Origin of the sequence: Leptospira inadai serovar Lyme str. 10 (genome assembly GCF_000243675.2) — a bacterium.
Lineage (GTDB): Bacteria > Spirochaetota > Leptospiria > Leptospirales > Leptospiraceae > Leptospira_B > Leptospira_B inadai.
Map to the genome: position 1 here is coordinate 937,847 of NZ_AHMM02000025.1, position 24,828 is coordinate 962,674.

At 45.2% G+C, this 24,828-nt stretch carries 23 protein-coding genes and 1 tRNA gene; 15 read left to right on the forward strand and 9 right to left on the reverse strand.

Annotated elements, in window-relative coordinates; all coding sequences use genetic code 11:
* Nucleotides 1-6: 6 nt before the first annotated feature.
* The 3 genes from LEP1GSC047_RS20170 to LEP1GSC047_RS20180 form a co-directional block, all read right to left on the reverse strand.
* Nucleotides 7-966: an electron transfer flavoprotein subunit alpha/FixB family protein gene (locus LEP1GSC047_RS20170; protein ID WP_010415482.1), complete on the reverse strand. Its 960-nt coding sequence runs from the start codon at nucleotides 964-966 to the stop codon at nucleotides 7-9.
* A gap of 11 nt (nucleotides 967-977) precedes the next feature.
* The gene (locus LEP1GSC047_RS20175) at nucleotides 978-1,739 is read right to left on the reverse strand and encodes an electron transfer flavoprotein subunit beta/FixA family protein (RefSeq protein ID WP_010415481.1); all 762 of its coding nucleotides are present in this window, start codon (nucleotides 1,737-1,739) and stop codon (nucleotides 978-980) included.
* A gap of 97 nt (nucleotides 1,740-1,836) precedes the next feature.
* Nucleotides 1,837-2,133, reverse strand: a complete 297-nt coding sequence (locus tag LEP1GSC047_RS20180; RefSeq protein WP_010415479.1) for an LIC10362 family protein — start codon at nucleotides 2,131-2,133, stop codon at nucleotides 1,837-1,839.
* A gap of 245 nt (nucleotides 2,134-2,378) precedes the next feature.
* On the opposite strand from LEP1GSC047_RS20180, the gene LEP1GSC047_RS20185 reads away from it, so the two are divergent.
* The 9 genes from LEP1GSC047_RS20185 (at nucleotide 2,379) to LEP1GSC047_RS20225 (ending at nucleotide 11,819) form a co-directional block, all read left to right on the forward strand.
* Nucleotides 2,379-3,563 (forward strand): acyl-CoA dehydrogenase family protein, encoded by a 1,185-nt coding sequence (locus tag LEP1GSC047_RS20185; RefSeq protein ID WP_010415477.1) that lies wholly within the window; start codon nucleotides 2,379-2,381, stop codon nucleotides 3,561-3,563.
* Between the two features lie 278 nt (nucleotides 3,564-3,841).
* A complete protein-coding gene (locus tag LEP1GSC047_RS20190) occupies nucleotides 3,842-4,933 on the forward strand; it encodes an LIC_10091 family lipoprotein (protein ID WP_010415475.1) in 1,092 nt (363 codons plus the stop codon).
* Nucleotides 4,934-4,944: 11 nt separating this feature from the next.
* Nucleotides 4,945-6,087, forward strand: a complete 1,143-nt coding sequence (locus LEP1GSC047_RS20195) for a CapA family protein (RefSeq protein ID WP_010415473.1) — start codon at nucleotides 4,945-4,947, stop codon at nucleotides 6,085-6,087.
* A 77-nt stretch (nucleotides 6,088-6,164) separates the two neighbouring features.
* Entirely contained in the window at nucleotides 6,165-7,127 is a 963-nt protein-coding gene (locus LEP1GSC047_RS20200) for an aldo/keto reductase (RefSeq protein ID WP_010415469.1), read from the forward strand.
* Nucleotides 7,128-7,228: 101 nt separating this feature from the next.
* Complete coding sequence (locus LEP1GSC047_RS20205) at nucleotides 7,229-8,125, forward strand: alpha/beta fold hydrolase (RefSeq protein ID WP_010415467.1); 897 nt, start codon at nucleotides 7,229-7,231, stop codon at nucleotides 8,123-8,125.
* 190 nt (nucleotides 8,126-8,315) lie between these two features.
* Nucleotides 8,316-9,137 (forward strand): hypothetical protein, encoded by an 822-nt coding sequence (locus tag LEP1GSC047_RS20210; protein ID WP_010415463.1) that lies wholly within the window; start codon nucleotides 8,316-8,318, stop codon nucleotides 9,135-9,137.
* Between the two features lie 118 nt (nucleotides 9,138-9,255).
* Complete coding sequence (locus LEP1GSC047_RS20215; protein ID WP_010415457.1) at nucleotides 9,256-9,612, forward strand: PilZ domain-containing protein; 357 nt, start codon at nucleotides 9,256-9,258, stop codon at nucleotides 9,610-9,612.
* A gap of 96 nt (nucleotides 9,613-9,708) precedes the next feature.
* Nucleotides 9,709-10,488 carry a GNAT family N-acetyltransferase gene (locus LEP1GSC047_RS20220; protein ID WP_010415453.1) on the forward strand — a complete coding sequence of 260 codons (780 nt, stop codon included), beginning with the start codon at nucleotides 9,709-9,711 and terminating at the stop codon, nucleotides 10,486-10,488.
* A 236-nt stretch (nucleotides 10,489-10,724) separates the two neighbouring features.
* Nucleotides 10,725-11,819 carry a hypothetical protein gene (locus LEP1GSC047_RS20225; RefSeq protein WP_010415450.1) on the forward strand — a complete coding sequence of 365 codons (1,095 nt, stop codon included), beginning with the start codon at nucleotides 10,725-10,727 and terminating at the stop codon, nucleotides 11,817-11,819.
* 115 nt (nucleotides 11,820-11,934) lie between these two features.
* Here the strand turns inward: LEP1GSC047_RS20225 and LEP1GSC047_RS20230 are convergent, their stop codons facing one another.
* From LEP1GSC047_RS20230 to LEP1GSC047_RS20240, 3 genes are all read right to left on the reverse strand, one after another.
* The gene (locus LEP1GSC047_RS20230; RefSeq protein ID WP_010415448.1) at nucleotides 11,935-15,282 is read right to left on the reverse strand and encodes an efflux RND transporter permease subunit; all 3,348 of its coding nucleotides are present in this window, start codon (nucleotides 15,280-15,282) and stop codon (nucleotides 11,935-11,937) included.
* A 245-nt stretch (nucleotides 15,283-15,527) separates the two neighbouring features.
* Nucleotides 15,528-16,628: a DegT/DnrJ/EryC1/StrS family aminotransferase gene (locus LEP1GSC047_RS20235; protein WP_010415443.1), complete on the reverse strand. Its 1,101-nt coding sequence runs from the start codon at nucleotides 16,626-16,628 to the stop codon at nucleotides 15,528-15,530.
* A 164-nt stretch (nucleotides 16,629-16,792) separates the two neighbouring features.
* Nucleotides 16,793-17,020: a hypothetical protein gene (locus LEP1GSC047_RS20240; protein WP_039935851.1), complete on the reverse strand. Its 228-nt coding sequence runs from the start codon at nucleotides 17,018-17,020 to the stop codon at nucleotides 16,793-16,795.
* Nucleotides 17,021-17,156: 136 nt separating this feature from the next.
* Here LEP1GSC047_RS20240 and LEP1GSC047_RS20245 point away from each other — a divergent pair, with 136 nt between their 5' ends.
* The gene (locus LEP1GSC047_RS20245) at nucleotides 17,157-18,212 is read left to right on the forward strand and encodes a helix-turn-helix transcriptional regulator (protein ID WP_010415437.1); all 1,056 of its coding nucleotides are present in this window, start codon (nucleotides 17,157-17,159) and stop codon (nucleotides 18,210-18,212) included.
* Between the two features lie 12 nt (nucleotides 18,213-18,224).
* Here the strand turns inward: LEP1GSC047_RS20245 and LEP1GSC047_RS20250 are convergent, their stop codons facing one another.
* Nucleotides 18,225-18,647 (reverse strand): VOC family protein, encoded by a 423-nt coding sequence (locus LEP1GSC047_RS20250; RefSeq protein WP_010415434.1) that lies wholly within the window; start codon nucleotides 18,645-18,647, stop codon nucleotides 18,225-18,227.
* Between the two features lie 518 nt (nucleotides 18,648-19,165).
* On the opposite strand from LEP1GSC047_RS20250, the gene LEP1GSC047_RS20260 reads away from it, so the two are divergent.
* Nucleotides 19,166-19,501: an LIC10421/LIC12816 family protein gene (locus LEP1GSC047_RS20260; RefSeq protein WP_010415428.1), complete on the forward strand. Its 336-nt coding sequence runs from the start codon at nucleotides 19,166-19,168 to the stop codon at nucleotides 19,499-19,501.
* Between the two features lie 114 nt (nucleotides 19,502-19,615).
* Here LEP1GSC047_RS20260 and LEP1GSC047_RS20265 read toward each other — a convergent pair whose 3' ends face one another.
* The gene (locus tag LEP1GSC047_RS20265) at nucleotides 19,616-19,873 is read right to left on the reverse strand and encodes a hypothetical protein (RefSeq protein ID WP_010415424.1); all 258 of its coding nucleotides are present in this window, start codon (nucleotides 19,871-19,873) and stop codon (nucleotides 19,616-19,618) included.
* A 103-nt stretch (nucleotides 19,874-19,976) separates the two neighbouring features.
* Between LEP1GSC047_RS20265 and LEP1GSC047_RS20270 the strand changes: the two genes are divergently transcribed.
* Nucleotides 19,977-21,554: an LA_3751/LA_3752 family putative glycosyltransferase gene (locus LEP1GSC047_RS20270; RefSeq protein ID WP_010415422.1), complete on the forward strand. Its 1,578-nt coding sequence runs from the start codon at nucleotides 19,977-19,979 to the stop codon at nucleotides 21,552-21,554.
* A gap of 28 nt (nucleotides 21,555-21,582) precedes the next feature.
* Here LEP1GSC047_RS20270 and LEP1GSC047_RS20275 read toward each other — a convergent pair whose 3' ends face one another.
* Complete coding sequence (locus LEP1GSC047_RS20275; RefSeq protein WP_010415419.1) at nucleotides 21,583-22,494, reverse strand: NAD-dependent epimerase/dehydratase family protein; 912 nt, start codon at nucleotides 22,492-22,494, stop codon at nucleotides 21,583-21,585.
* A 163-nt stretch (nucleotides 22,495-22,657) separates the two neighbouring features.
* Between LEP1GSC047_RS20275 and LEP1GSC047_RS20280 the strand changes: the two genes are divergently transcribed.
* From LEP1GSC047_RS20280 to LEP1GSC047_RS20290, 3 genes are all read left to right on the forward strand, one after another.
* On the forward strand, nucleotides 22,658-23,644 hold the full coding sequence (locus LEP1GSC047_RS20280; protein WP_020988969.1) for a helix-turn-helix transcriptional regulator: 987 nt from the start codon (nucleotides 22,658-22,660) through the stop codon (nucleotides 23,642-23,644).
* 187 nt (nucleotides 23,645-23,831) lie between these two features.
* Nucleotides 23,832-24,725, forward strand: coding sequence for a 4-(cytidine 5'-diphospho)-2-C-methyl-D-erythritol kinase (locus LEP1GSC047_RS20285; protein ID WP_010415412.1), 894 nt, complete (start codon nucleotides 23,832-23,834; stop codon nucleotides 24,723-24,725).
* A gap of 10 nt (nucleotides 24,726-24,735) precedes the next feature.
* A tRNA-Gln gene (locus LEP1GSC047_RS20290) sits at nucleotides 24,736-24,811 on the forward strand.
* Nucleotides 24,812-24,828 lie beyond the last annotated feature (17 nt).

Here is a 24,828-nt window from a genome sequence, read left to right on the forward strand (position 1 = left end):
ACGAAATTATCCAAGTACTTTTTTGAACTCGTCGGTAAGAGCCGGAACGACTTCGAAGAGGTCGCCTACGACTCCGTAGGTAGCCACTTTAAAGATCGGTGCGTCTCCATCCTTATTGATTGCGACGATGTACTTGGAAGAGCCCATACCGGCCAAGTGCTGAATCGCACCTGAAATTCCACAAGCAATGTAACAATTCGGAGAAACAGTCTTTCCGGTCTGTCCGACTTGATGGCTATGAGGAATCCAACCGGCGTCAACAGCTGCGCGAGAGGCTCCAAGAGCCGCTCCTAAAACGTCCGCCAATGCTTGAAGAATCGGCCAGTTTTCCGGACCCTTAATACCGCGCCCACCCGATACGATGATGGAAGCTTCCGCTAACTGGACTTTGTTTCCGCCGCTTAGATCGGAGGAAACAATCTTCACTTTCGCGTCTCCTGCGGAAGGTGTTGCCGCCTCGACCGCCCCTGCACCGGCTTTTTGTCCGACTTCTTGAGAGTTGGGACGAACGGTGAACATCGCGATAGGACTGGTGACCTTAAAGTTTCCATACGCCTTACCGGAATAAATCGGTTTCTTCGCTACGACTTTCCCTCCGTCGACGGAAAGCCCTACTACGTCGGCAATGATTCCTGCTCCGACTTTTACCGCCACGCGCGGAGAATAGTCTTTTCCTTGCGAAGTATGGGGCAACAGAACCACTGAAGGGTTCTTGTCTTTGATCACACCTGCAACCAGGTTTGCCCAAGTTTCGGCGTTATACTCGCCTGCATTTACGGTTAGGATGGAATCCGCACCGACTGCGGCTAATTCGCCGGCAAATTTATCCACTCCGGATCCGAGTAGAACTGCGATTACTTTTCCGCCTAGGGCATCCGCGATCTTACGACCGGCGGAAGTAATTTCTCTGGAGATCTTTTTGAGTTCTCCGTCTTTGAGTTCGCCTACGATTAATACGTTACTCACGGGTCTTCTCCTTAGATAACCTTAGCTTCTTCGCGAAGAGCTTTTACAAGCTGCTCTGCAAATCCCTTAGCGTCCGCGGCTTCCAACTTGCGACCGGGAATGCGAGGAGGAGGGGGTTCCAGACCGACGATTTCAATCTTACTGGCCGGGTTACCCAGGTCTGCGGGAGATTTACTTTCGATCGGTTTCTTCTTTGCAGCCATTAAACCTTTTAGGTTCGGATAACGAGGTTCGTTAAGGCCTTTTTGAGCGGTGATTGCGACAGGAAGAGTCGTTTCGACGATTTGTGTTCCGCCTTCCACTTCCTTGGTTGATTTAACGTTTGTTCCGTTAATTTCCAAGCTTACGGCAAAAGCTATATGAGGAATTCCCAATGCTTCGGCGACTTGAACGACAACTTGAGAACTGTCGGAGTCGATCGACTGGCGTCCTCCGATAATTATATCGGCGTTTTCCGATTTTGCAAAGTTAGCAATTAATTCCGCAGTTAAAACGGTATCGAAAGGAACGTAGTTGTCCACTTTGATCTGTACTGCGCGGTCTGCTCCCATTGCATAGGCTTGGCGAAGGGACTCTTGAACGCGATCGGGACCGAGGGAAACTGCAATAACTTCTCCTCCGTTTTTCTCGCGCAATCTGAGACCTTCCTCGATGGCGAATTCATCGTACGGAGAGATAATCCATTTAATTCCGGCTTCGTTGATGGATTTGTCCCCGACTTTAATATTCGTTTCGGTGTCAGGCACCTGCTTCACTAAAACGATGATCTTCATGAACCTGGGTTCTCCAATAAAAATAGGGCTATAAACACGAAATTTCCAAAAAGCTCGGATGCAAACTACTTTTTTAGCTTATTTTGGGAAATCTCCCTCATCGAAACAGAATGAGTGTTCTACTCCAATAATAATCCCAAACTAATCCTCCGATGATCACTAGAACATTCATATCCGATTTAAGTAGAAATGTTAATCCCCAAAAATAAGGAAGAAGTAAGAAAGAACCGAAGAATAAGAACCAGTAAATCGATTTGGAAGAAAACGGAGAAGCGATGGATTCCGATAAAGCTTCCCGTAATCCGTTTAAAGAATACTCGTTCAATCCTTTATTTCTGGATCCTAAGAAGAAAGAGAGAATACAAATACCAGTTAATACGACAGAATATGCCATTCAGGTTCCATCCTAACCCGGAGCGAGACCGATAAATCACCGACGGTTCGGTTTTGTCTCGGAAGCCGGAAAAAAGAAAATGCGGTTTTCTAAACCGCTCTTACAATAGGATCCTAGGGCAGGATGTCCAGTCCCTTTTAAGCCGGGGCTTTCGTATCGATGCGGTTTGAAGTACGGTAAAAAATCAAAGAAAGAAGATCCGTTGGATTCTGCTAAAGACGGAAAAGTAGGAAGAGAGGTTTTGTATGAAAGGTACTTTAGAGAAGAGTTTTGATCTATTTAATCCCACGGAGAATCATCTCTCCTTGAGGGAAAACGTTGCGGCATTCGCTAAACAAAGTTTGGATGAACAGGCAAAGGAGCACGACGACGGGGAATTATTTAACGCGTCTCTTTTCCGCCGACTTGGTACCGAGCTCGGCATCTTTGGCGTAACGGTTCCGGAGGAAGACGGCGGCATGGGCTTGGATCCCGTCGCAAGCGTCATCATTCATGAGGAATTTTCCGCGTACGACCCCGGATTTACCCTTTCCTACCTAGCGCACGAGGTACTGTTCGTAAATAATTTCTACCATAGCTCCAACGCTCTGCAAAAGCGAAAATATCTGGCTAAAGTATTGTCGGGAGAATGGATCGGCGGGATGGGCATGACCGAACCCGGTGCCGGGACAGACGTACTCGGAATGAGTACGATAGCGGTTCGGCGTGGAGACAAATACGTTCTAAACGGCACAAAACAATACATCACGAACGGAAACGTGGGCCAGGTGTTTCTGATATATGCGAAAACAAGCAAAGAAGCGCGGCGTACGACCGCCTTCGTCGTGGAAAGCTCCTTCCCCGGATTTAGCGTCGGTAAAAAAGAGGAAAAGATGGGAATGCGATCTTCCCCCACGACTCAATTAGTTTTTGATAATACGGAAGTCCCCGCAGAAAATTTAATCGGTGCGGAAGACGGCGCTCTGGTTCACATGATGAGAAACCTCGAAATCGAGAGGGTCACTTTGGCCGCGCAATCGTTGGGGATCGCAAAACGTTGCGTCGAGATCATGTGCGATTACACGATTCGTCATAGGGAAGCGTTCGGCAAAAAACTCATAGAGTTCGGGCAAATCCAAAGACTCGTAGCGGAGTCCTACGCGGACTATCAGGCCGCTCGTGCATTAGTCTATGATGTTGCGGCGAAGATTCATCCCGAAAATCGCAATTCACTCGGAGCCGCCTCCGCAAAACTTGTCGCTACTCAAATGGCGGAGAGAGTTTCTAGAAACGCGATCCAGGTTTTGGGCGGTTACGGTTATTGTCGGGAATATCCTGTGGAAAGATTGCATAGGGATGCGATTTTGCTTTCTATCGGAGGAGGGACCAACGAGGCCATGCAGAAGAATATCGCCGCTGATTTGCGGGCGATATATAGTACATCGTGTTAAGTATCAGAAGACAGAGGACTGAAGACAGAACATCGGCAAGCGGAAATTCCATGTTCTTTACGAAAGATTCCTGTGTTACAGGAGATCTTTCCTCTACTTCTGTAACCATTCCGATGTCTAAGCAGCTTCTGTCGAGCGTGAGCAAAGCGAGCGCGTCTGTCTTCTGACCTCCGTCCTCTGAAAGACCCGTAAAGTTCTTCCCCCCGGAACCCCTCTTAATAAGTTCTGTTTCGGAGCCTAGGAAATCAGGACGGGCTTCGAATCGATCGAGGGAAATCATGGCATTTAGAAAAAAAACCGCAGAGAATTTACGCGCGAGTTTTTCCTCAAGAGTCCGTAAAACAGTCTTTCTCACATATCTGTCGTTTTTCGTGACGGCCTGCGGAACGCTTGCCGTTACCGAGCATAAATATTCCTCCAGCAATTTAAATCGAAGCGTCTTGACTTTGAACGAAACCGATCCGTTACCGGCCGATCGGAATCTTCATGCCGACCATTATCCGGCTTCGAACGAAAGAAGATTGGATTTATTTCGTTCGAGAGTGGAAGGACTAGGGGGCGGTTATATCGGGGTGGGGACCGATCAAAATCTGACTCTAGTCGCCTGGGCAAAAAGCGAATATGCGTTTCTTGCCGATTTTGATCCGATAACGGTGGCAATTAACCGAATTCATTTGTATTTTTTGGAAATTTCTCCCACGTATGCCGAATTCGAAGCACTATGGGACGCAAAGAATAAAAAGGAAACTCTTGTCGTTCTAGAAAAGAGATTTTCTTCGGATCCCGAATTCAAGGTGATCGGCAAAGCCTACGAGATCGCACTTAAGAAAGGAGGCGTTCCGCAACGATTGGGCGATCTAAAGAAAATATCGAAAGCATTCGATTTTAAATCCTTTCATAACGACCCTAACGATTACGACTATCTGAGAAATATGGTTTTGGAAGGACGCATTCTTGCGGTCGACGGAAATTTGTTGGGCACAAAAACGTTTCGGGCAATCGGTGAAAAAGCAACCAAGATCCATATACCGATCCGTATTCTGTATACTTCGAATGCGGAGGAATATTTCCGTTATCCGGACGATATGAGAAAGAATTTTCTAGGCCTTCCTACCGACGAAAAAAGTATCCTGATCCGTACCGTAACGAAAGGCGCGAAGGTTTACGGATTCCCGGACGGAGAAATGTTTCCGAAGGATTACCCGTTTCATTACAATATTCAATCGATGGATAATTTTAAGATTTGGTTAAATAAACCCGGCGCTCTGTCCACTACCGCAATCTTGTCCAAAAGAAAGCAGATCGTAAAAGGACTTTCCGTTGTCGAAGGAACTCCTACGGACGAGTCCAAGAAGACCGCACAAAAATAAATCCGTAATCGATGGTTCAATTATTTATGACGTTCCGAAAAGTTTTCTTTTTCTCCTCGGCTTTCGGGTTACTGTTAGTTTGCTCCGCGACAGGCGGTCAGGTTAAGTCTTCTTCTCCGAACGTTTTAAGAATGGTAGCCGTGGGAGATATCATGTCGCATCAGACTCAAATCGATTCGGCGTATGATAAATCCTGCGACTGTTGGGACTTTAGCGGAGTTTTCGAGGAGATCGCTCCCATGATTTCCGAGGCGGACTTGGCGGTGGGAAATCTGGAAACTACCTTACCGGGAGATCCGAAACAATATACTGGCTATCCTCAGTTCGGTGCTCCGGATTCGCTTGCGAAAGCGATTCGAGATGCGGGGTTCGACGTTCTCTCTACGGCCAATAATCATTCCTGCGACAAAGGAAAAGTAGGAGTGGTTCGAACCATTACGGTTTTAGAGGAGTTGGGTTTAAAACATTTAGGAACGTATAGAACAAGGGAGGAATATGAGAAGAATCGAATTCTTAAGATGCAGGTCGGCGATTTTGATTTAGTATTCCTGGACTATACTTACGGAACGAACGGTCTCGAAATTCCTAACGGAACGGTGGTGAATCTAATCGACAAGACCAAAATTTCGGAAGATATCACGTTCGCTAAAAAAAGTAAACCGGACGGAATCATCGTTATGTACCATTTCGGTACCGAATATCTCCGGGAACCGGATTCGTTTCAAAAAGAGATTGTGGATTTTACTTTGGAAGCCGGTGCCGATATCGTACTAGGCGGCCATCCTCATAGTTTGCAGAGATTCGGAAAAAAGACGATTAAGGATCGCTTTGGAATCGAGAAGGAACGATTTTTCATTTATTCTTTAGGAAATTTTATCTCCGGTCAGGATCGCCGATACGTGGACGGAGGAATCGTTTTGAATTTTTCCCTTTCAAAAGAGACGGGAAAACTTTCGATCATCGATATTTTCTACGAACCTATTTGGGTATATATAGATCGGACCGGATCTAAAGGACCTAAGTTCAGGCTAGTTCCCGTTCGAAAATACCTAAAAAACGATCAGCCTCGAAAACTTCCCGAAGCGGCCTTTCAAAGGATGTTACAATTTTATAAAGATACGATAGAAGTATTGGGGACACCCGGCCCAAAATAATCGATCTTCGAATTTTAAACTTGTTTTTCTTTTCGATCTAAGCCCTTATTTTTTCTCGAGGTGAACCGGTAAAATCGATGCGCTTTTCTAGAAAGGAATTCCTCGGAATCGGCGCGGGATTGCTGGCAAGCCGACTCGGCAAAAAATTCGAAAATCTTTTTTCTCTCTCGGCCGAAACGAGAAAGATCGAAGGGAGACCCGCTATGCTCCTACGGAAAATTCCCGGTTCGGAGGAAACAATTCCGGCCATCGGCTTGGGAACCTGGCAAACGTTCGATGTCACGCCCGACGATCGTTCCCTTGCCCCATTAAACGAAGTTCTACGGGATTTTTTGCAGGAGGGTGGAACCGTAATCGATTCTTCGCCCATGTACGGAAGAGCGGAAGAAACGATCGGAATCCTTTCCCAGCGGTTAAGCGAATCCGAACGTCGAAAGATATTTCTTGCAACGAAAGTATGGACAAAGGGTGAGGCTGCGGGGCGGGCTCAGATAGAAGCTTCCTTTCGAAAAATGAAGTCCGAAAAAATCGATCTTTTCCAAATTCATAATCTTTTAGATGTTTCCGCTCATTTAAAAACTCTGAGAGAACTGAAAGAAAAGGGAAAGATTCGCTACATCGGCCTAACCCATTTTACTCCTTCCGCATTTGCCGAAATGGAGCGGATCGCAATCAGGGATAAAACGGAATTTCTTCAAATTCCCTATTCTATCCTAACGCGAGAGGCGGAAAATCGTCTTTTACCGTTTGCCGCTCAAAATGGAATAGCGATCCTCGTCAACCGACCCTTCGAAGAAGGCGGACTCTTTCGCAGAACGAAGGGGAAAGTTCTTCCCGAATATTTTAAAGAATGGGGATGTGATTCATTCGCTCAGGCTTTTTTAAAATATATTATCTCTCATCCTGCGGTCACTTGTGTGATCCCTGCGACGGCTAAACTTTCCCACCTGCAGGATAATATGCGTGCCGGATTCGGAAATTTACCGGAGAACGCCGAAAGAAAGCGTTTCCTTTCCAATTTACTCGAAGCTCTGGAATAGAAATTTCATTTTGCGCTTTCGACGGATTGTTTCGAACGGGAAATTTTCCTCTTTTCAAGGAAAATAAATGGCCTAGAATATTCCCGCCGGGAGAACCAACTATGTCGGAAAAATTATGGAAGACTCATGCACTCGCGTGGAAAGCTGCGGGAACTTTCTTCGAATGGAAGCGGAAAAAAATCTTTTATAGAACCGGCGGAACCGGCCCGAATCTTCTTCTTTTGCACGGATTCCCCACATCTTCGTGGGATTGGAAAGATCTATGGGAAAGCCTTACCTCTCGTTATCACGTGATTGCCCTGGACTATCTCGGTTTCGGATTTTCGGACAAACCGAAAGGAGGGCATTATTCGGTATTTCAATATGCCGACCAAGCGGAAGATTTGCTTCAGGATCTGAAAATCGACGATGTTCATCTTCTGGCCCACGATTTGGGGGACACGGTCGCCCAGGAATTATTGGCCCGATTTAGGGAGAAGTTGGCCGGACAAAGAATCGGCGGTCCGGATTTAAAATCCGCCTTCTTACTTAACGGAGGGATATTTCCCGAAACACATCGACCTAGAACGATTCAAAAATTGTTGAATGGGCCGTTCGGATTTCTCTTTTCGAATTTGCTGAACAAATCTTCCTTCGAGCGAAATCTGTCCGAAGTTTTCGGTCCCGAAACGAAACCTAGTAAAGAGGAGTTGGACGGTTTTTGGGAATGCGTGAGTAACGGGGGAGGAAGGTCGGTCTATCATAAACTCATTCGATATATAAGAGAACGAAAACTTTTCAGAGAAAGATGGGTCGGCGCAATACTGGACTCTCCTGTGCCTTTCGCATTCGGCGACGGATTACTAGATCCCGTAAGCGGATTCCAAGTCGTCCAAAGGTTAAAGCAATTCAGACCCGAAGCGAAGATCTATGAATTTACGAAGATAGGGCATTATCCTCAAACCGAGGCTCCTGAGGATGTGTTGAAAGCATATTATAACTTTCGAGCACAACTTTAGACTGTCCCGAGTTTCTTTACTTTCGATCAGGGCGAAATAGAAACGCATTTTCATTTTATAGCGGCGTTCGACACGATTGCCTTCGTTTTCCTTATTTTTAGATCTTGCGGAAAGGATATTCTATTCCTATTATTTCCTTGAAAAAAAGGAAATTCCTGCAAAAATGAAACGAAAGTGAAAGAAATTTCTGATGCCGAAAGTCGCTTACAATAATCCGCGTTTCTTCGACTTCCTATATGATGATTTTCTCTGCGCCGTTGTAGATTCGCATGTAGTAAGTTCAGGCGTGCTATTTCATTCTCTCACTAAAGAAAACGTCTGGGAATTATTCGAAATCACCGGAGTACTTTCCGAGCTGGAAAAAAAAGGATACCCTTTCCCTAAGTTAGATTTATCCGGAACCGATGATTTATACCAACGAGTGGTTCTTACCGAAGGCGGAGAAATTCTTATCCACCTCAGGTTGAGCATCCAAGAGTATCGGATTCAAATTAACGACTACTTCTTCAAAGAAAAATATCTGGTCATCAATTGGCTGCAGACACGTCATCCGAAACATCCGGATCGGGAGAAGTCTAGATTGTATCCGGGACAGGATATGCCCGGTCTCGGAATCTTTCCGGAGATGGCCGATTTTATAGGATTTCTAATCATTTCCCTGCGATTGAACGGAGCTGTTGTGCGTCCCGAATATTTCCACGATGCGATGCTCTTCTCCAGAAAATTCCAATTTTTAGAAGTGGAATCGAAAGCGCTTTTTAAGGCCCTAAGAAATGCGTTTCCGAAGCACTCCATTCGAGCCATCTCAACCTTAGTACAGCAGGGGAAGGTACTGGACCAGAAACGGGGGGTAATCGAATGGAAACCGGTAGAAATGATTTTCTTTTTAGAAAAAACCCTGGCTCATTTTGTTTTTAACCGTAAGTTCGAAAAAAAAGTCTCTAAGGTTTTGGAGAGCTATAAACTTACCTTAGCGGAAGGTGCTGAGGAAGAGTTAGGCCTAAAGGTTTAGGCGATTTTTCGAACATTTGTTTTGAAATTATTTTTATTTTAGATATAATTTTGTTCTCCCGTCTCATTAGCTAGTAGGTTAGCTTTGGCCAGGTCTCGTCTTTTCTGGAGGAGGGTGGATGGAAAAAAGAAAACATGTACGTGTCGTGCCTTTCCCCAACCAACCGGTTCAGGTTCAATTGATGGGGAACGGATTCATAGATATTCTCATCGCCCAAGACTTGAGTCAAAGCGGGATCGCCATACGCGTTCCTCATCATTTTGACGGTTGCGATATTCATTCCTCGGTGGAATTGGTCGTTTCGCTCCCAGGATATAAGCCCTTCAAAGCCACAGGGCTCATTAAGCATTTAGCTCCGGCCAAAGAAGCGGACGGGTTTTTTGGGGTTCAATTCACGCAGTTAGACCCCAAGGGGAAAATTTTTTTAGTCGATTTTGTAAAAAAATTAGTCTCTCAGCGCAGAATGGCAGGTTAATAAGGGCAGTCACCGGAATTTCTTTCCCTTGTAATCCGACTGTAACGAAAAGGAAGGATAGATGGAACTATCCTACAGAAAGGAAGAAGGACAACAATGGGATCAGGATCTGTCCAAAACAGGCTAAAAACAGAACGAAAACTCGAGGTCAGAATTGCCGAGAATCAGCTCGAAATCGAGAGAACATTGGCGCTGCGTTATGATGTTTTCAATCTTGAGTTAGGAGAGGGTTTGCCTCAATCCGCCGCGACTCGTAAAGACCGCGATGAGTATGATCTTTTTTGCGATCATTTAATCGTAGTCGATAAGAATCGTGACGATATGATCGTGGGGACCTACAGAATTCTAAGAAGAAGCGTAGCAAAAGCGAATCTAGGTTTTTATTCGGATAACGAATTCGATATTACTAAGATTTACGAACTTGAGCGCGAACCGGCGGAAATCGGTCGTAGTTGCGTTCACCCGGAATACAGGGACGGTTCGGTAATTTCTCTTCTTTGGGCCGGATTAGCCCAGTACATGAAGAAAAATAATATCGGGTATTTATTCGGATGCGGCTCAGTCCACAGTACCGATGCGCAGACCGCTAACGACGTTTACGCTTTCCTCAAGGAGAAAAAAGCTCTTGCTGGTTCGACGTTCGACGTAACTCCTCTGCCCGGTTTTGAGATGCCGGATTTCGACCCGAGTTATGCGCCGGAAGATATTAAGGAAGTAACGAAAAGAATCCCTGCTTTGATTAAGGGATACATTAGAGCGGGTTCGCTCATTTGCGGAACTCCTGCACTAGACAGCGTATTTAAAACGACGGACTTCTTTATTCTCTTTGATATCAAAGATATCGAAGCTAGATATAGCAAACATTACCTCGAATAAAAATTCTAAGGTTATTTTTATCGGGAAGCAATCGCGCGTAGGATTTAATGTTTCGATCCGAGCGGATCGGAAGGCAACTTAAACCACGGAATTTCCCGATTTCTCGGGGATGATCGCCCTTGACCTGGCATCCATCCCCGATTTCCTTTACTTTACTAGGTTGAAACTATTTAGTTTCGGTCAATTCGTAAACCGAAGTAAGGTGCCTCTGTCTTTATACGATTCCAATATTTGAAATGAACCAAATCGATTTTCAGCATCCCTCTTTTCGCGACCAAATCCGTTTCTATTCCCTTGTTTGTTTTGCGGCCGTTCTGATGGTCTCGGGATATATGTACGGGTTTTCTTCTTATTACTTAGGATGGTTTGCTTTCGCAATTTCCGCCTTCTCCGTGGCCGGTAACGACGCGGTTCAGACTTTAGGTACTTTTATCGAAAGTAAAAAGTCCGTTCGTTGGATTTATAAAGTGGCCGCTTTAGGCGGTCTACTAACTTTAGTTTTCTGTTATGCTTGGATCGTAGATTCGAGGGAAATACACTTTAACCGTCTGGACGAATTCAAACCGGTCTCGAACTTTAACCTTCTCCAATTAATCGCTCCCCTCATCCTAGTCGTAATTACCAGAATGAGATCCCCGATCTCCACGACGTTTCTGATTCTAGGACTGTTCGGCGGTCAGAATATCGAAAAGATGCTCAGCAAATCCTTCCTCGGATATATGATGGCCTTCGGAACAGCGGTTGTGGTTTGGGGAATTTTGGTAAAAATCGATTCCCGAGAATATACCGAAGATCATATTCCCGACCCTAAAACGGAGCGACGATGGGCTATCCTTCAATGGTTTTCCACTCTGTTTCTCTGGGGCGCGTGGCTCGCTCAAGACGCGGCAAACATCGTAGTCTATATCCCGAGACAGTTGACTGCACTAGAATTGGCGGCGGCAGTTTCCATCTTAATCCTCGCGCTCGGAGTCATTCTCTATATTAACGGCGGTACGATTCAGGAAATCGTGACGGAAAAATCGGATATCCAATGGTCCAAGGCGGCGACCATTATCGATTTAGTCTACGCTTGCATCCTGCTTTTTTTCCAAAAGTGGAGTGATATGCCTATGTCCACAACATGGGTATTTTTAGGAATGCTCGCAGGGCGGGAGATTATTTTGAACTTTCTAACCTATCGGGACGCTCCTTATTTAGAAACGTTCCGCAAGGTCGGAAAGGACGTTTTGTTGGCGTCGCTGGGGATCGCGATCAGCATTTTCGTATTTATTCTCGCCTCTCAAATATATCCGGAAGGCAATTCCATTCTACCTAAGCTTCTTCGCTGAAAATTTTTAGAACCGTTTTTCAAAGACTGTTCGAAGTGGAATTTTTATATGTTAGAAAATTCTAATTTTCTAACAATCTTTGAATTTTGCATACGAAAGTCCTCGGAACTTCCGGCTATTTTTTCCTTTTAGAGGTCGGTTTCTTTACGGGCTCCTCGACCGCCTTGGCCCATTCAGATAAATCGGCGGTTTGATGGTGATTATTCCCAACGGCCGTCGTCGATTCCGTATGGGAAACGGTTGCGCCCATATCCGGACGAAATTTGCTTTCGATCCATTCCCTAAATCTGTCAATTCCTCCGAAGATGGAAGGGACGACGATCAAGGTCACAAGGGTCGAAAGAATCAAACCTCCGATGATCGCAATTCCCATTGCAGTCCTTGATTTAGCGGCTTCTCCCAGTCCGAGCGCGATCGGTACGGTTCCCATGATCATTGCGAGAGAAGTCATTAGAATAGGTCGTAGACGAACTAAACCTGCTTCGAAAATCGCTTCGTCTCTCGTAATTCCCCTGTCTCGAATCGCCTGCATCGCATAATCCACGAGTAAAATCGAGTTTTTTGCCACCAAGCCCATTAGAAGAATCAATCCGATCATAGAGAACAAATTCAGCATTTCTCCGGTTATGAATAAAGCGAAGAAAGCCCCCGAGATCGCCGGAGGGATTGCAAAAAGAATCGTCACAGGCGTAATAAACGATTCATAAAGCGAAGAAAGCACAAGATAGATAAACACGAGGGCCAGACCGAATGCGACCAGAATGTTTACGATCAATTCCTTAAAGTCCTCGGATTGTCCTTGGAAGTTGAAACGAACTCCCGGAGGCGGGGGGAGCTCGGTCGACATGATCTTCGTAGCCCCTTCGGTCGCGCTTTGGATGGCTCCGCCCGGTGCGAGGTTCGCGTTGATCACGATCGTTCTTGCCCTGTCGATACGATTGATTCTGGAAGGACCGACCGTTTCCTTACCGGAACCTATCGCATTCAAAGGAATCAACTTATTAGCGATATTCGGAACCTTGGTTTGACCGTAGGCTGCTCTTAGGTTTCTTTGATCGGGATGTAAACGCATCCGAACGTCGTACTCAATTCCTTTATCGTAAAATTTACTGACCGTATCTCCCGCGATTTGGTATCGAAGCTCGGCGCCGGCAACTCCAGGTAGCACTCCGACGAGTTGCATACGAGTATTGTCCAAGGCGATTTGGTATTCGGGTTTTCCGGCACGAAAATCGGTATCGATGTCCGCTAAGTCCGGAATGGCTTTTAGTCGATCGATTACTTTTTTAGAATATGCTTCCATCTCGGCCAGGTTATCCCCCTTAATCACAAGCTGGAAAGGATACTGCACTCCTCCTCCGACGGCGGAATAGTCCGAAACCGCGGGTCGAGCATACGCATAATTCTTTAGAATATCGCGAATCTCATCCTTGATCGCAACCGTGGTTTTTTTCCGTTTTTTGGAAGAGACCAGCGCGATTGCTAAGGTGGCACTATTGGGTTCGCCCCCATCCGGTTTCCCGATCGTGACGGCTATTTTATCCATCTCCGGAAATTTTTGCAGATCTACTAGAACTTTATCCGCCACTTCTTTTGTACCCTGCAAACTAGTGCCAGGCGGAAGATCCAACGTTACGAGAAATTCTCCCTGATCGTTTGCGGGTAAAAACGTTTTTTTTACGAAAGAACAACTTACGAGAGAAAGCACAAAAATCAGAAAGGTCAGCAAGATGACTTTACCGGGATGTGCCAATGCGAACTTCATCGTGATTCCGTAGATCTTTTCCAACCAGGTTTGGAATTTATCGAATGCCTCCACGGCTTTGTTCCGTTTACTATGATCCAGCTTGCCCGCAAAATAGGCGGAAAGCATCGGCGCGACGAAGAGACCGTCGAACAACGAAATGATCATGGCAAAGACGACCGTTAAACCGAATTGTTTGAAAAATTGACCGACGATTCCGGATAAAAATCCTACGGGAAAGAACACCGCGATTACGGTCAGCGATGTTCCTACGACCGCTAAGGCGACCTCCATCGTTCCTTTTTCGGAGGCTTCCAGTACGTTATGTCCTTCCTCCAATTTTCGGAAAATATTTTCTCGAACGACGATCGCGTCGTCGACTAGGAGTCCGACAGCCAGCGAGAGAGCCAATAAGGTCATAACGTTTATCGTGAATCCCATAATCCACATTAGAATAAACGCCCCCAACATCGAGTTGGGAAGTGCAAGCCCCGTAATCACCGTAGAGCGGAAGTTTCCGAGGAAGAAATAAACCGTGATGACCGCCAACAGCACTCCCAAAACGATCGCTTCGGTTACGTCTTCTACGTTATAGCGAATCCAGCGAGATCCGTCTCTTATGAGCCGAATCCTCGGATTTCCTGCGAGAGGTTTGATATCCGCGTTGAGTTTATCGATCCGCTTGAGAACCTCATCCGCAACGGCGACGGTATTACCGCCCGATTGTTTATAAACGTCGATGAAGAGAGCCGGCTTTATCTCCTTTTCAAGAGCTTCCTTTTTTTTGGATGAGAAGAGGTTTTTGATTTTTCTGAAGGTTTGGCCGGTCCAGACAAACGGGTGGGCAAACAAGGCGACGTCTTCTTCTTCCACAACGTCGCTTTTAGAGGCCCAAAGATAACCTAAGGTTTCCTCATCTTCGGTCCCATCCCTGACGGATCCGAGCTCCTTGATTAAAACGGAGTTTCCCACGTCCCCGCCGAAGGAGACGATCGTGTTTTCAATCTGAGAAATGGACTCGTATCGTCCTAAGGTTCTATACGAGGTTTCTTTCGCTCCGGATTCGAATTTACCGACGGGAGTGTTGAGTCCGGCGGATTTAAGACGACCTGCGATCACGACCATCGGCATTTGGTATGAAATTAATTTGTTTCGATCCAACTCGATTTGGATTTCTCTCCGCGTTCCACCTACAAGTTTCACGGAACCTACGCCGGTAATTTGTTCTAGCTTGGATTTAACCGTTTCCTTTGCGAGATCGTATAACTGTGCTTGTCCTAGGTCTGCAAAAACCGCGAGTCGGACGATCGGTTGGTCTGCAGGATCAAAGCGAACGACTTTCGGCTCCTTGATCCCGTCCGGAAGTTTAGGACGAACCAGTCCTACCTTATCCCTGAATTGTTGCTCGGCATATTTGATATCCGTAGAGAGAGTAAATTCGCCGAAGACGACCGAGACTCCTTCCTGATTTCGGGAAGAGATTTTCTTTAAGCCGGAAATGGAAGAAAGTTCCTCTTCCAAGGGTTTAGAAATCAACTCTTCGATTTCTTCCGGACCCGCTCCAGGATAAATAGTCGTAACGGAAACTATGGGAATATTTACGTCAGGAAATAAATCCACTCCCATACGAGACAAGGATACCAGTCCCGTTAAGAGCATGAGGATAACTAAACTCGTAATAAAAATCGGGCGTTTAATGGAAAGAAGTGCGATATTCATGGGGCCCCCGGATCTAAACTCTTTTCTTAGATTGGAAAAGAGTTTAAAGGATTCAAGAGTCTATTTCGGGGTTTTGTCTTTTTTCGGAAACAATTATCGGGGAGGGCGAGGAATTTTAAAAATCTTTTGAATCAGTCAAGTTATGTCCGGAGGCGGAACTGGACGGAAGTACCGAAGAATATCTAGAAAGTTTTCGCGGCAGGAAATCAGGCCACGGATTTCAGACCAAAGATTTTGTTTCCGAACTAATAAATTCTGCGGATCGCCTGGGAAATCCGCTGTATATTATCTTTTGTCAGGTTCGGGTAGACCGGGATGCAATGACCTCTTTGAAAGAGACGTTCTCCATTCGGAAAATCCGCATTCGGCAATTCTAAAATATGGTGAACCGGTTCTTCCATCGTTCTGCGAGTGCCGATTTGGAGAGACCGAAAGTATCTCTCCACCTGTTCGTAATTTCCCGGTGCAAGGATAACAAAGCGATTAAAGGTTTCCGAGGTCGGATCGTTATAATGGGAAGAAACCTGGGAACCTTGCAGGGATTGTAAGTAAATCTGAGCGATTTTACGTTTCCGTTCCAGAATCACTCCCAAATTGGAAAGCTGTTCGATACCCAGGGCGGCCTGGTAATCGATCATGTCGTAATCCATCCTCGGCTGGCAGTCTTTTCTAGGATAGGGGTCCTTACCGTTTTTTCGAGCCCGAATTTTTTTAGATATCGAATCGTCGTCCGTACAAATCAAGGCTCCGTTTCCGGTGGTGATTAGATATTCTACCGAAAGTCCGCAAATGGAGAGCTTTCCTTGTTTTCCCGGTGTAAACGTCTCGGTTCTCGAGCCTACAGCTTCCGAGAAATCTTCAATAACGGGGATTTCCTTAAAATCATACTTAGAAAAGTCCACCAAAGACCCGAACGTATGATCGACCACAATCGCCTTTACTCTAGGATCTTCCAGTGCAGAGGCCACTCCGGCAACGCTAATATGAAAGGAATGCCTTTCTAGATCGATCACTAAGGGTTGTGCTTGAATTAGAAAAATTGCATCTAGCGCCGCAACAGGAGCGTACGTCGATAGAGCCACCTTATCCCCCGGCTGGATTTCCAAGGAAAGGAATGCGAGATGGTACGCAGCCGTTAAGCTATTTGCCGAAATGACATTTTTTGTTCGAAATGTGGAGGAGAAGGCTTTTTCAAATTTAGAAGTAACCGACCCGGTCGAAAGATGATCTTCTACTAACGCCTCGAGTACGGTTTTGAGATCCTCTCTAGAAAGAGTAGGTTTATTATACTCGATATCCGTTTTCTTTCGCGTGGCTTTGTCTAGAACTTCGGTTTCCGTACTCATTGACCGTCTCAGGTTCCAATCTCTATATTATGTCGCATTATAGTACATGTACCTAGCTCGTAAAGATTTTTTTCGAATTCATACCGAGGGTTAGGAGTCGGGTCCTGAGACGGAACTTAAATTAAGTACCGAAGAATGTCTAGACAATTTTCGCGTCAGGAAATCTAGGTCTCGGATTTCGTACCAAAGAGTTTATTTCGGAGTCCAATCCAAATTTCGGGAAGATAAGCCCCGACTATGATCAGTATCAATCCTGTGTAGGTCCATTTGTTGAAGTACGATTCGCCCGAAAAGCGCAGAGTCGCCACATTGATGATCGTGGTCCACCAACCCAAAACGATTAAAATCAAACCTACGATATTCGGTATGATGTATCCTATAATTTTTGCCATAGCGATTCCTATTCCACTCTCAAATTTATCCCTTTCGGGCATTCGGAGTTTTTCCTTTCTTTCCCGTTCTTCAAGCGGTTTTTTATCTCGGAGGAAGTTCCTTCGGGATTCGGAGATTTCTGGTTGCTAGGTCGGGATGATGGCTGATTCTCTGATCGTAGGCATGAAAGAAGAAGAATTTGATAACGATCTCGAGCTTGGAATCGAACCCAGGGAAATAAATCCTACGGAGTCTCGTCTCCTGACCTTGCTCTTTAATTTCTTTCAATTCCAGGAGGGGCTAACCCTTTCGTCCTTAAGGGAGATCATGGGAGAGTTTTATGATAACGAAAACAAGGACTCGGACCGGAGAAAGCTTTCCCGCGATATAGAAGAGCTGGAAAATCTAGGATTTCAGATTCGTTATTACCCTCAAAAGAATACGAAAGACTTTGTTTACATTTTGGAAACGGATCCTCTGGCTAAGTCGCTCAAATTTTCGTCCGACGAACTTAGGGAAATTTCCGCCGTTTTACTGGAAGCATACTCGCAATCGCCTCGTTATGAATTATACACTGCTGCACAGAAAATCTTTGCCGGCGAACTAGGAATCTTTCCGGAGTTAAAAGAAGAGCCCAAGGATATTTCGGATGAACTAGGCGAGGTCGCGTTTTCCATTCTGGAAGCGCTTAAGAATCGAAGTCCGTTACGATTGAAATATTATAAAACCTTTCCGGAAGAATCCTATCCCTTGGAAGTGGACCCGATTCGTTTATTGAGAAAAGGAGGAGAGGACTACTATCTCCTGGCCTATGATCGATCCGAAAAGGTTAAGAAACGTTTGATCCTTCCTAAGATTTTGGAAGCCGAGATTCTTCAGGGTGATTTACTCTTTCAAAAAAAAGGAGCCCAGCGAGAAACCTGGGAGGATCAGGTCGTGCATGCCGGTTTATTTCCCGTGCATGAACCCAAGTCGGTCGTCTGGACCTGTAGATCGGATGCGCTTTTCAAAGCGAAACTTTTTCTCGCCGGAATTCCTTACAAAGAAAACGGACAAACTCTGCGCTTTGAATCCACCAATCTAGACGGTCTACTTCCCTTCCTTTGGAAAGAAGGGAGTAACTTGGAGGAAATCCAACCCCAGGAATTGGAGGATTTGTTTCAGAAATCCGTACATCTCTTATTGGAAGAATATAAATTTCTCGGGAAATGAGGGAAAATCCCGTCACCACTCTCCGGTATTCTGCATACTCTTCCAAGGCTCTGCAGGCTCCAAAGACTTTCCTTTCTGCAATAATTCGATGGAAATCAAATCCGGGGAACGTACGAAAGCCATTCGGCCGTCGCGGGGCGGACGATTGATGATGACGCCTTTCGATTGCAACCGTTCGCACACTTCGTATATATTTTCCACTTCGAAGGCCAGGTGGCCGAAGTTCCTACCGAAGGTATATCGTTCTTTTTGGTCCCAGTTATAGGTCAGTTCTATTTCCGGTGCGTTAGGCGATTCTTCGGACAAAAACACGAGAGTAAATTTTCCTTCCGGATGCTCGCTTCGTCTAGTCTCTTTCAATCCTAATTTGTCGCAGAAGAAGTCCAAGGCCGCATCTAAATCCAAAACGCGGATCATAGCATGTAAATAACGCATTCGCTAAATCCTTTTAAGAGAGAATCTGCTACCAAAATTATCCAAGGAGTCGCATCGGAAAAGCGATCCTTGCGCAAATTCGCATTTTTAGGAAATCCTTGAAAAAAGGGGGTTTTGGCCCTATTTTTGCTCAAACTATGGGCATATTGCTTAATAAATGTGCTTAAAAAATAAGCATTTTCCGTTTTTCTTATATGCTTTTTTCTTGAAAAATTGGACTAACTAGACGAAGATTGTATGAGAAGGAAGCAGGTCTACAGTACGGCTTTCGGATTCGCCTCTTTTATTTGCGTTACGCATCGAGAGGAGCAGTGAAGCGTAATGTTTCTGAAAATTATGCAAACTTAATAAACGATATTATTAAGCGTTTGAATTTCCGGGATTCGTTTAACGATTTAAATCGGTTTTTTACTTTTTTTGATTTTTTTGTATCATCTGGAAAGTAGCCTAGGTCTTATGGATATAAGCGATAACGAGAATTAAAAATATAAATAAGTTCACCGAGAGGTTTCAAATTCATGAAAGTTAACAAGATCGTTTCTCTACTTCTGGTCGCTGGATTCTTAGCTGGCTCTTCTATCTTCGCAGTTTCTCAAGACACCGAAGATCGTCTATTGGAGCAAGCGCTGGTTTCGGCCGCCGTCACGAAAGAACAGAAAATTGCCGTTGGCACGTACCTGAAAGCGCTCGCTCAGCAAAAATCCGAGCGTGCCGAAGAGCTAAGAGCTCTTGCAAAACGTTCTACCGGCGGAAAATTCCTGGCCAGCAATGCTCAATCGGCAAAATTTCTGAAACAAGCAGCTGCTTTGGAAAGAGAAGCTCAAAAGACTCAAGAATTCTTGAACAATCTTTAATCGTCTCGAATCCTATAAATCCTTTATTATCGGAGGGCGTCTGAATGACGCCTTTTTTTATGCAAGACTACTGCCATTGAAATGGCAGTTTCTTTTTCGATAGTCCGGTAAATTTTACTGTCCTGAAATACTTTTAGGTTTAGGGAAACAACTCATTGCAAACCCCTCGATCATATAACAAATCGCATCTTTCGTTTCGCAACGGAGGCCTTCATTATAACTGGTTCCGATAATTTCTAGATCGATCCTCGTACATACCATTTTATCCCGGGGGGTTGCGGCAGTCGTAGGATTCGAGGTATCCTGAGCGAGGATTCCAAAGTAGCTACCGTAGAGATAAAAACTAAGAATGAAAAGGAGAGATTTCTTCATTTGCTTCCTCTGGCTTGGTAGGCAGAACGTATTTCTCCGATAAGCCGCGTCAACCTATTTGACAAAAGGGGGCTCGGGCTAAAAAAGGATTGTCCCCGACCTTTTGAACTCTACTTTTACAACCGTGCCGTTTTTCCAGTCCAACTACTTTCGAAAAATCCTAATCGTAATCCTGCTTCTGACACCTCTTCTTTATCCCTTCCTTCTGAAGCCGTCTCAGCAGCTTTACTCGGACCATCTTGCCAAATTCATTTTAGGGGAATCCATTTATAGGAGCGGTTTTACCTCGGGATCTTTGGACTTACCTTCGGCAAAGCTGGATTCGGAGTCCGAATTTTGTCCGACTGAATGTATTCGGATTCGCGGGAAAATCGTAAGCCCTTTTCCGGTCGCGCTTGGATACGTTTATGCCGCGATTTTACCTTGGGGAGGGATCGAGGGGGTTTACATAGTTATCGCACTGGTTGTCGCAGTTACTCTCTTGGTGCTGTCGATTTTATGGGAATGGGATCCGTTATTTTTATTCATTCTCGTTCTAGGATCTCCCTTCGTTATTAACGGATATTTTTTCCCGGATGTCGCGCTCGCTTCCTTTTTATTTTTTTCGGGCGCGTTTTTTATACTGCGAAACTCTTTTCGACGGCTTCCTTATTTATATGTATTGGTGGGTTTTGTATCCGCTTCCGCAGCTTGGTTTCGCGTGGAATCGATCGTTTTTATCGTCTCGTTTTCCCTGTTTTTATTACTCGGACTAAGGCGGAAGAAGCAGCCGCGAATTCCTATAATCTTTTACGTGATCGGCGTTGCCTTCGGGTTGCTTCTGCTGCTCTTCGTTCAGATGCATATGTACGGTTTGCCTCTTGGGCCTCGTTTTTCCTTTAATCAACCTACGATGTTTTTGCGACCTTGGGAAAAGCTCCCTATCTACCAAGGGCTACTCTTCTTTAGTTACGGCCGTCCCGGATTCTTTACCTACATGCCTTTGTTTTTATTCTTTTTTGTATATGCCGTATACTTTATGTTTTCTTCAAAAGGGGCATTTCTAAAAAAGAGTACGGAGAATTTCGACTTCGGTCGTAATTTATTCATTCAGTCGGGAGCCGCCGCATTTGTCGGATCGGTATTAGTCGCACCGAACGACGGAATCATCGATTTCGGAACCAGATATCTGCATCTTGCTATCCCGAGCTTTGTCGGGTTTGTCATTTTGGTCCGACAGGAATCTTCGGGATACCGACAAAAAATTATTAAGTCTTTCGTAATCGTTTCGGCTATTTATTCCACGCTCGTTACGGTCTCGTATACCCGAATTCTCGCCAAGTACGGCAAACAGTCTACGGGATTGCATAAGCTATACGAGGAGCAAAAAGCCGATTTAGTTGTCGTCCAGATCAGAACGTACACTCAGATTATGGGTAAAAACTTTTTCGAAACTCCTTGCGTCACTCTTTTTGATGCGGTCGCCTTAAATAAATTTTTCTCGAAGAATGATCCGAACCGGTTCGCAAAAATATTGTTCGTTCAGGCAAAGGTGCTGACCGACCGCCTTGCCGATCCGAACCGACCTTTCGAGCATAATGCATATTACGATTCGGTGAATAGAATATTAGGGAAAACGTTTGTTCCCGTCCTTGTCGAAAATAAACCGGACGTCATCGTATTTTCGATGATAAGAAGATAGCGAGCGTCCCGGATTCATAAGGATTTTATTAATTCGAATTTTGGAATGTTTCCTTAAGGCCGGACTTATAGTCCGTATAAGCGGGCTTCCAGCCCAAGGATTTAAGCTTTAAGTTGGAATTTCTTGCCGAGCGGGTCGCCGCTCGAACCGGGTCTTTGCCTTTTAATAAATTCGCGACGAACACCGGGGCATGCCCTATTTTCTTTTTGCCTAGGTAAGTTCCCGCCTCGTTAAAGAAATCCCGCATGGTGACGGGAGTATCGTCCGCGATATGATAGATTTCTCCGGGTTTGCCCGAATGTAAAACCTTTAAAAACGCGGCGGCAACGTCATCCACGTAAACTACGTCCCAATAATTTAGCCCGTTGCCCGGAATTCTAAAGAGGCCGATTTTTATATCGCGAATTAAATCCTGAAACCAGCCCCCGGGACCGTAGATATGAGATGGACGAAGAATGATCGCAGGAAAGTCCTTCGTTTTGTAAGCTTCGAGCAACATCCGCTCCGAAGCCTGTTTCGTTCTTCCATACTCGGTCTCCACATTCAAGGGTTTGTCTTCCGAAAGTAATTCTCCGTTTGCTTCTCCGACTACTACGGTGCTGGCAAATATAAAACGTTTTAATCCAAGGTTCGCAACGGATTCGAAAAGATTTTTCGTTCCTTCGTGATTCACCTTCCAGAGAAGTCGTTCATTTCTTTGTGTTGCGATTTCGGCGGCGAGGTGGATGATCGAGTCGAGCTTAATTCCTTCTAAAGCTTTCTTCAGAGAAAGAGGATCCCCGAGATCCGCAAGAATCGGCTGTAGTCCGAGTTTATGGGAGGCGGAAGCGGAGGATTCACTCCTTACCAGCGAATACAATTCGTGTCCTCCTTCTTTTTTTAAAAGATCTACGATTCGCTTTCCTAAAAAGCCGGTGGCGCCTGTGATTAATAGTTTCATGGATACACTCTTTACGATCCGAGATGGAATCGGAATTTTTACGATACTATACCGATCTCCGGCGTAACGCTTGAACGAATCTGCTCCGAGTAAAAAATTTTCCGTATTTTAAAGACCATGAATTTAAAATCTTTCCGAAGAATCGTTCGATTTTTCGGATTGCATGCGATCCTTTTTTTTTGATACTGGCTTAGATATGAATCCTACTACAAAGAAATTGCAGACTAAGCTGGCATTGATTCGGTTGCTTAAGGAAAATCGTAGGATGAGTTTAGAGGACCTTTCCAAATACTCGGGTATCAAAGAAGTTTCCGATTTAAAAAAAGAATTAGGTAAGCTTTATATGGTCGGCTCTTATCCGTACACTCCCGATCAACTCGTGGAAATCGATTACGACGGAGAAACTATCGGAATACGCTTACCGAATAGAATGGACGAAGGTTTAACGTTGAGCGTGAGAGAGTGGGCGACCTTGCGGACCCTGCTCTTGGAAGAGGAGCAAAAGGAAGTAAGTTCGGACCGGAGCGGCGTTCTCAAATCCGTTTTGGATAAGATTCATACCATTTTACCTTCTTCGGGAATTTTAGACGCGAAAGACTTAAAACAACAGATATCGGAAGCGATAAATTTAAATAAGGCTGTCCTGCTCGAATACCAAGCTCAGGGAGAAACGACGCCGATAAAAAGAAAGGTGGATCCATGGGCCTTATTCAATTATCGGGAAGAATATCTGATAGGATATTGCCATACGAGAAATGCGCCAAGATCGTTTCGATTGGATTCGATTTTAACCTTTTCGGTCAGTGCGGACGAAGCCGTTCGAGTTCCGGACCAGGAAAGAAGACAAGCCATTTCGCATCTAAAGGACTTCCTGAAAAAAACGGATAATGACGGATCGGTCGCCGAGATCTATCATACTTCGGACGTTTACTTTAATTTGCACAAAAGACTCGGATTGGAACGGACGAAAGAATCTTTAGAGCTGGGCGGGAATACATTCTATTTATCTAAAGCTAAAATTAGAAATGAAGATTGGTTTTTAAGCACACTGAAAGGATTCGGTTCCAACGTTATCATAAAATCGCCGCCGGCGTTACGGCAAAGGATTCTTGCCTATTGGAAGGAACAAATAAGGGCGCCGAAAAATTAGATATAGGTATCGATGCGGATTGATTTTTTTGCATCCTTCGTTGCAGTAGAATTCAGCAAATTTGATCCGATGGTTTATAAGATTCTTCCTTTATTATTTCAATTCTCCAAATTCTCAATCCTTCTCCCGAATCCAAGTCTGATAATGAATTGACTCGTGATCGAGGATTGTCCAAACAAGAATTACTTTGCTCTCTCCGGCTAAGATCAATCTAGGGTTGAAAATCCCGTACAAAAGACCCGACGGCTATCACGAGATCCGTAGCGTCTTTCTTCGAATCAATTGGGGGGACGATATTCGGATTGCACCCATCGATCCGGGTCTTTTTCAACTCGTATCCGAAAATCAAATCATCGATGAGAAGCGTTCCCTGTATGACGAGGTCTCCGAAAAAGGGGATCTCACTAAAAATATTCTGTACAAAACCTATCAAAAAATTCGATCTCAGTACCGGGAATTGCCCGGAGTTCGGATTCATATAACTAAAAGAATCCCACCTGCGGCAGGGTTGGGAGGCGGATCTAGTAATGCCGCCTCTCTATTATCTTTCTATTTCGGTTTAACCCAGGAATTCAGCTCGGACGGACTCTCCGATTTGGCGGCGAGCATAGGTTCGGATGTTCCTTTTTTTCTAAACGAAGGGCATGCGTTCGTTTCCGGAAAGGGGGAAGTCTTGGAAGATATCGAAGTTCATTCCGGACAGGGAATTTTGGCGCTGACTCCTCAGATTTTGTCCACGGCTGAAATGTATGCAGGTCTCAAAAAACCTTTACAAGCCGACCCTCCCTCGAAAAACTGGATTTCTCTATCCAAAGACGTCGGATTTGCTCTGAAAGAAGGAAATTGGGCGGATTTGGAGGGAAAGCTCGTAAACGACTTCGAGCCGTTAGCCTTCCAAACCTTTCCCGAACTCGGGGGATTGAAGAAGTGCTTTCTGGCAAACGGAGCCAGCTATTCCTCAATGACCGGTTCAGGATCTTGCATCTACGGATTGGTTCAAGGATTGGAGATACGGGATGAACTGCTCGCAAAAATGAGAGCGGAGTTTCCAGGTCTTACGTTTGTAAGCTTTAATTATTAAAGATAGAAACTGGGCCGTCGCCAAGTGGTAAGGCAGCGGTTTTTGGTACCGCCATTTCCTAGGTTCGAATCCTAGCGGCCCAGCCATTGTTCTACTTCACCGG

Coding starts and splice junctions, on each gene's coding strand:
- LEP1GSC047_RS20250 (WP_010415434.1), bottom strand. CDS start 18,647: ATGCGTTATTTACATGCTATGATCCGCGTTTTGGATTTAGATGCGGCC.
- LEP1GSC047_RS20175 (WP_010415481.1), bottom strand. CDS start 1,739: ATGAAGATCATCGTTTTAGTGAAGCAGGTGCCTGACACCGAAACGAAT.
- LEP1GSC047_RS20180 (WP_010415479.1), bottom strand. CDS start 2,133: ATGGCATATTCTGTCGTATTAACTGGTATTTGTATTCTCTCTTTCTTC.
- LEP1GSC047_RS20245 (WP_010415437.1), top strand. CDS start 17,157: ATGATGGCTGATTCTCTGATCGTAGGCATGAAAGAAGAAGAATTTGAT.
- LEP1GSC047_RS20280 (WP_020988969.1), top strand. CDS start 22,658: ATGCGATCCTTTTTTTTTGATACTGGCTTAGATATGAATCCTACTACA.
- LEP1GSC047_RS20220 (WP_010415453.1), top strand. CDS start 9,709: ATGGGATCAGGATCTGTCCAAAACAGGCTAAAAACAGAACGAAAACTC.
- LEP1GSC047_RS20240 (WP_039935851.1), bottom strand. CDS start 17,020: ATGGCAAAAATTATAGGATACATCATACCGAATATCGTAGGTTTGATT.
- LEP1GSC047_RS20225 (WP_010415450.1), top strand. CDS start 10,725: ATGAACCAAATCGATTTTCAGCATCCCTCTTTTCGCGACCAAATCCGT.
- LEP1GSC047_RS20190 (WP_010415475.1), top strand. CDS start 3,842: ATGGCATTTAGAAAAAAAACCGCAGAGAATTTACGCGCGAGTTTTTCC.
- LEP1GSC047_RS20235 (WP_010415443.1), bottom strand. CDS start 16,628: ATGAGTACGGAAACCGAAGTTCTAGACAAAGCCACGCGAAAGAAAACG.
- LEP1GSC047_RS20275 (WP_010415419.1), bottom strand. CDS start 22,494: ATGAAACTATTAATCACAGGCGCCACCGGCTTTTTAGGAAAGCGAATC.
- LEP1GSC047_RS20195 (WP_010415473.1), top strand. CDS start 4,945: ATGGTTCAATTATTTATGACGTTCCGAAAAGTTTTCTTTTTCTCCTCG.
- LEP1GSC047_RS20260 (WP_010415428.1), top strand. CDS start 19,166: ATGAAAGTTAACAAGATCGTTTCTCTACTTCTGGTCGCTGGATTCTTA.
- LEP1GSC047_RS20210 (WP_010415463.1), top strand. CDS start 8,316: ATGCCGAAAGTCGCTTACAATAATCCGCGTTTCTTCGACTTCCTATAT.
- LEP1GSC047_RS20265 (WP_010415424.1), bottom strand. CDS start 19,873: ATGAAGAAATCTCTCCTTTTCATTCTTAGTTTTTATCTCTACGGTAGC.
- LEP1GSC047_RS20230 (WP_010415448.1), bottom strand. CDS start 15,282: ATGAATATCGCACTTCTTTCCATTAAACGCCCGATTTTTATTACGAGT.
- LEP1GSC047_RS20215 (WP_010415457.1), top strand. CDS start 9,256: ATGGAAAAAAGAAAACATGTACGTGTCGTGCCTTTCCCCAACCAACCG.
- LEP1GSC047_RS20200 (WP_010415469.1), top strand. CDS start 6,165: ATGCGCTTTTCTAGAAAGGAATTCCTCGGAATCGGCGCGGGATTGCTG.
- LEP1GSC047_RS20185 (WP_010415477.1), top strand. CDS start 2,379: ATGAAAGGTACTTTAGAGAAGAGTTTTGATCTATTTAATCCCACGGAG.
- LEP1GSC047_RS20205 (WP_010415467.1), top strand. CDS start 7,229: ATGTCGGAAAAATTATGGAAGACTCATGCACTCGCGTGGAAAGCTGCG.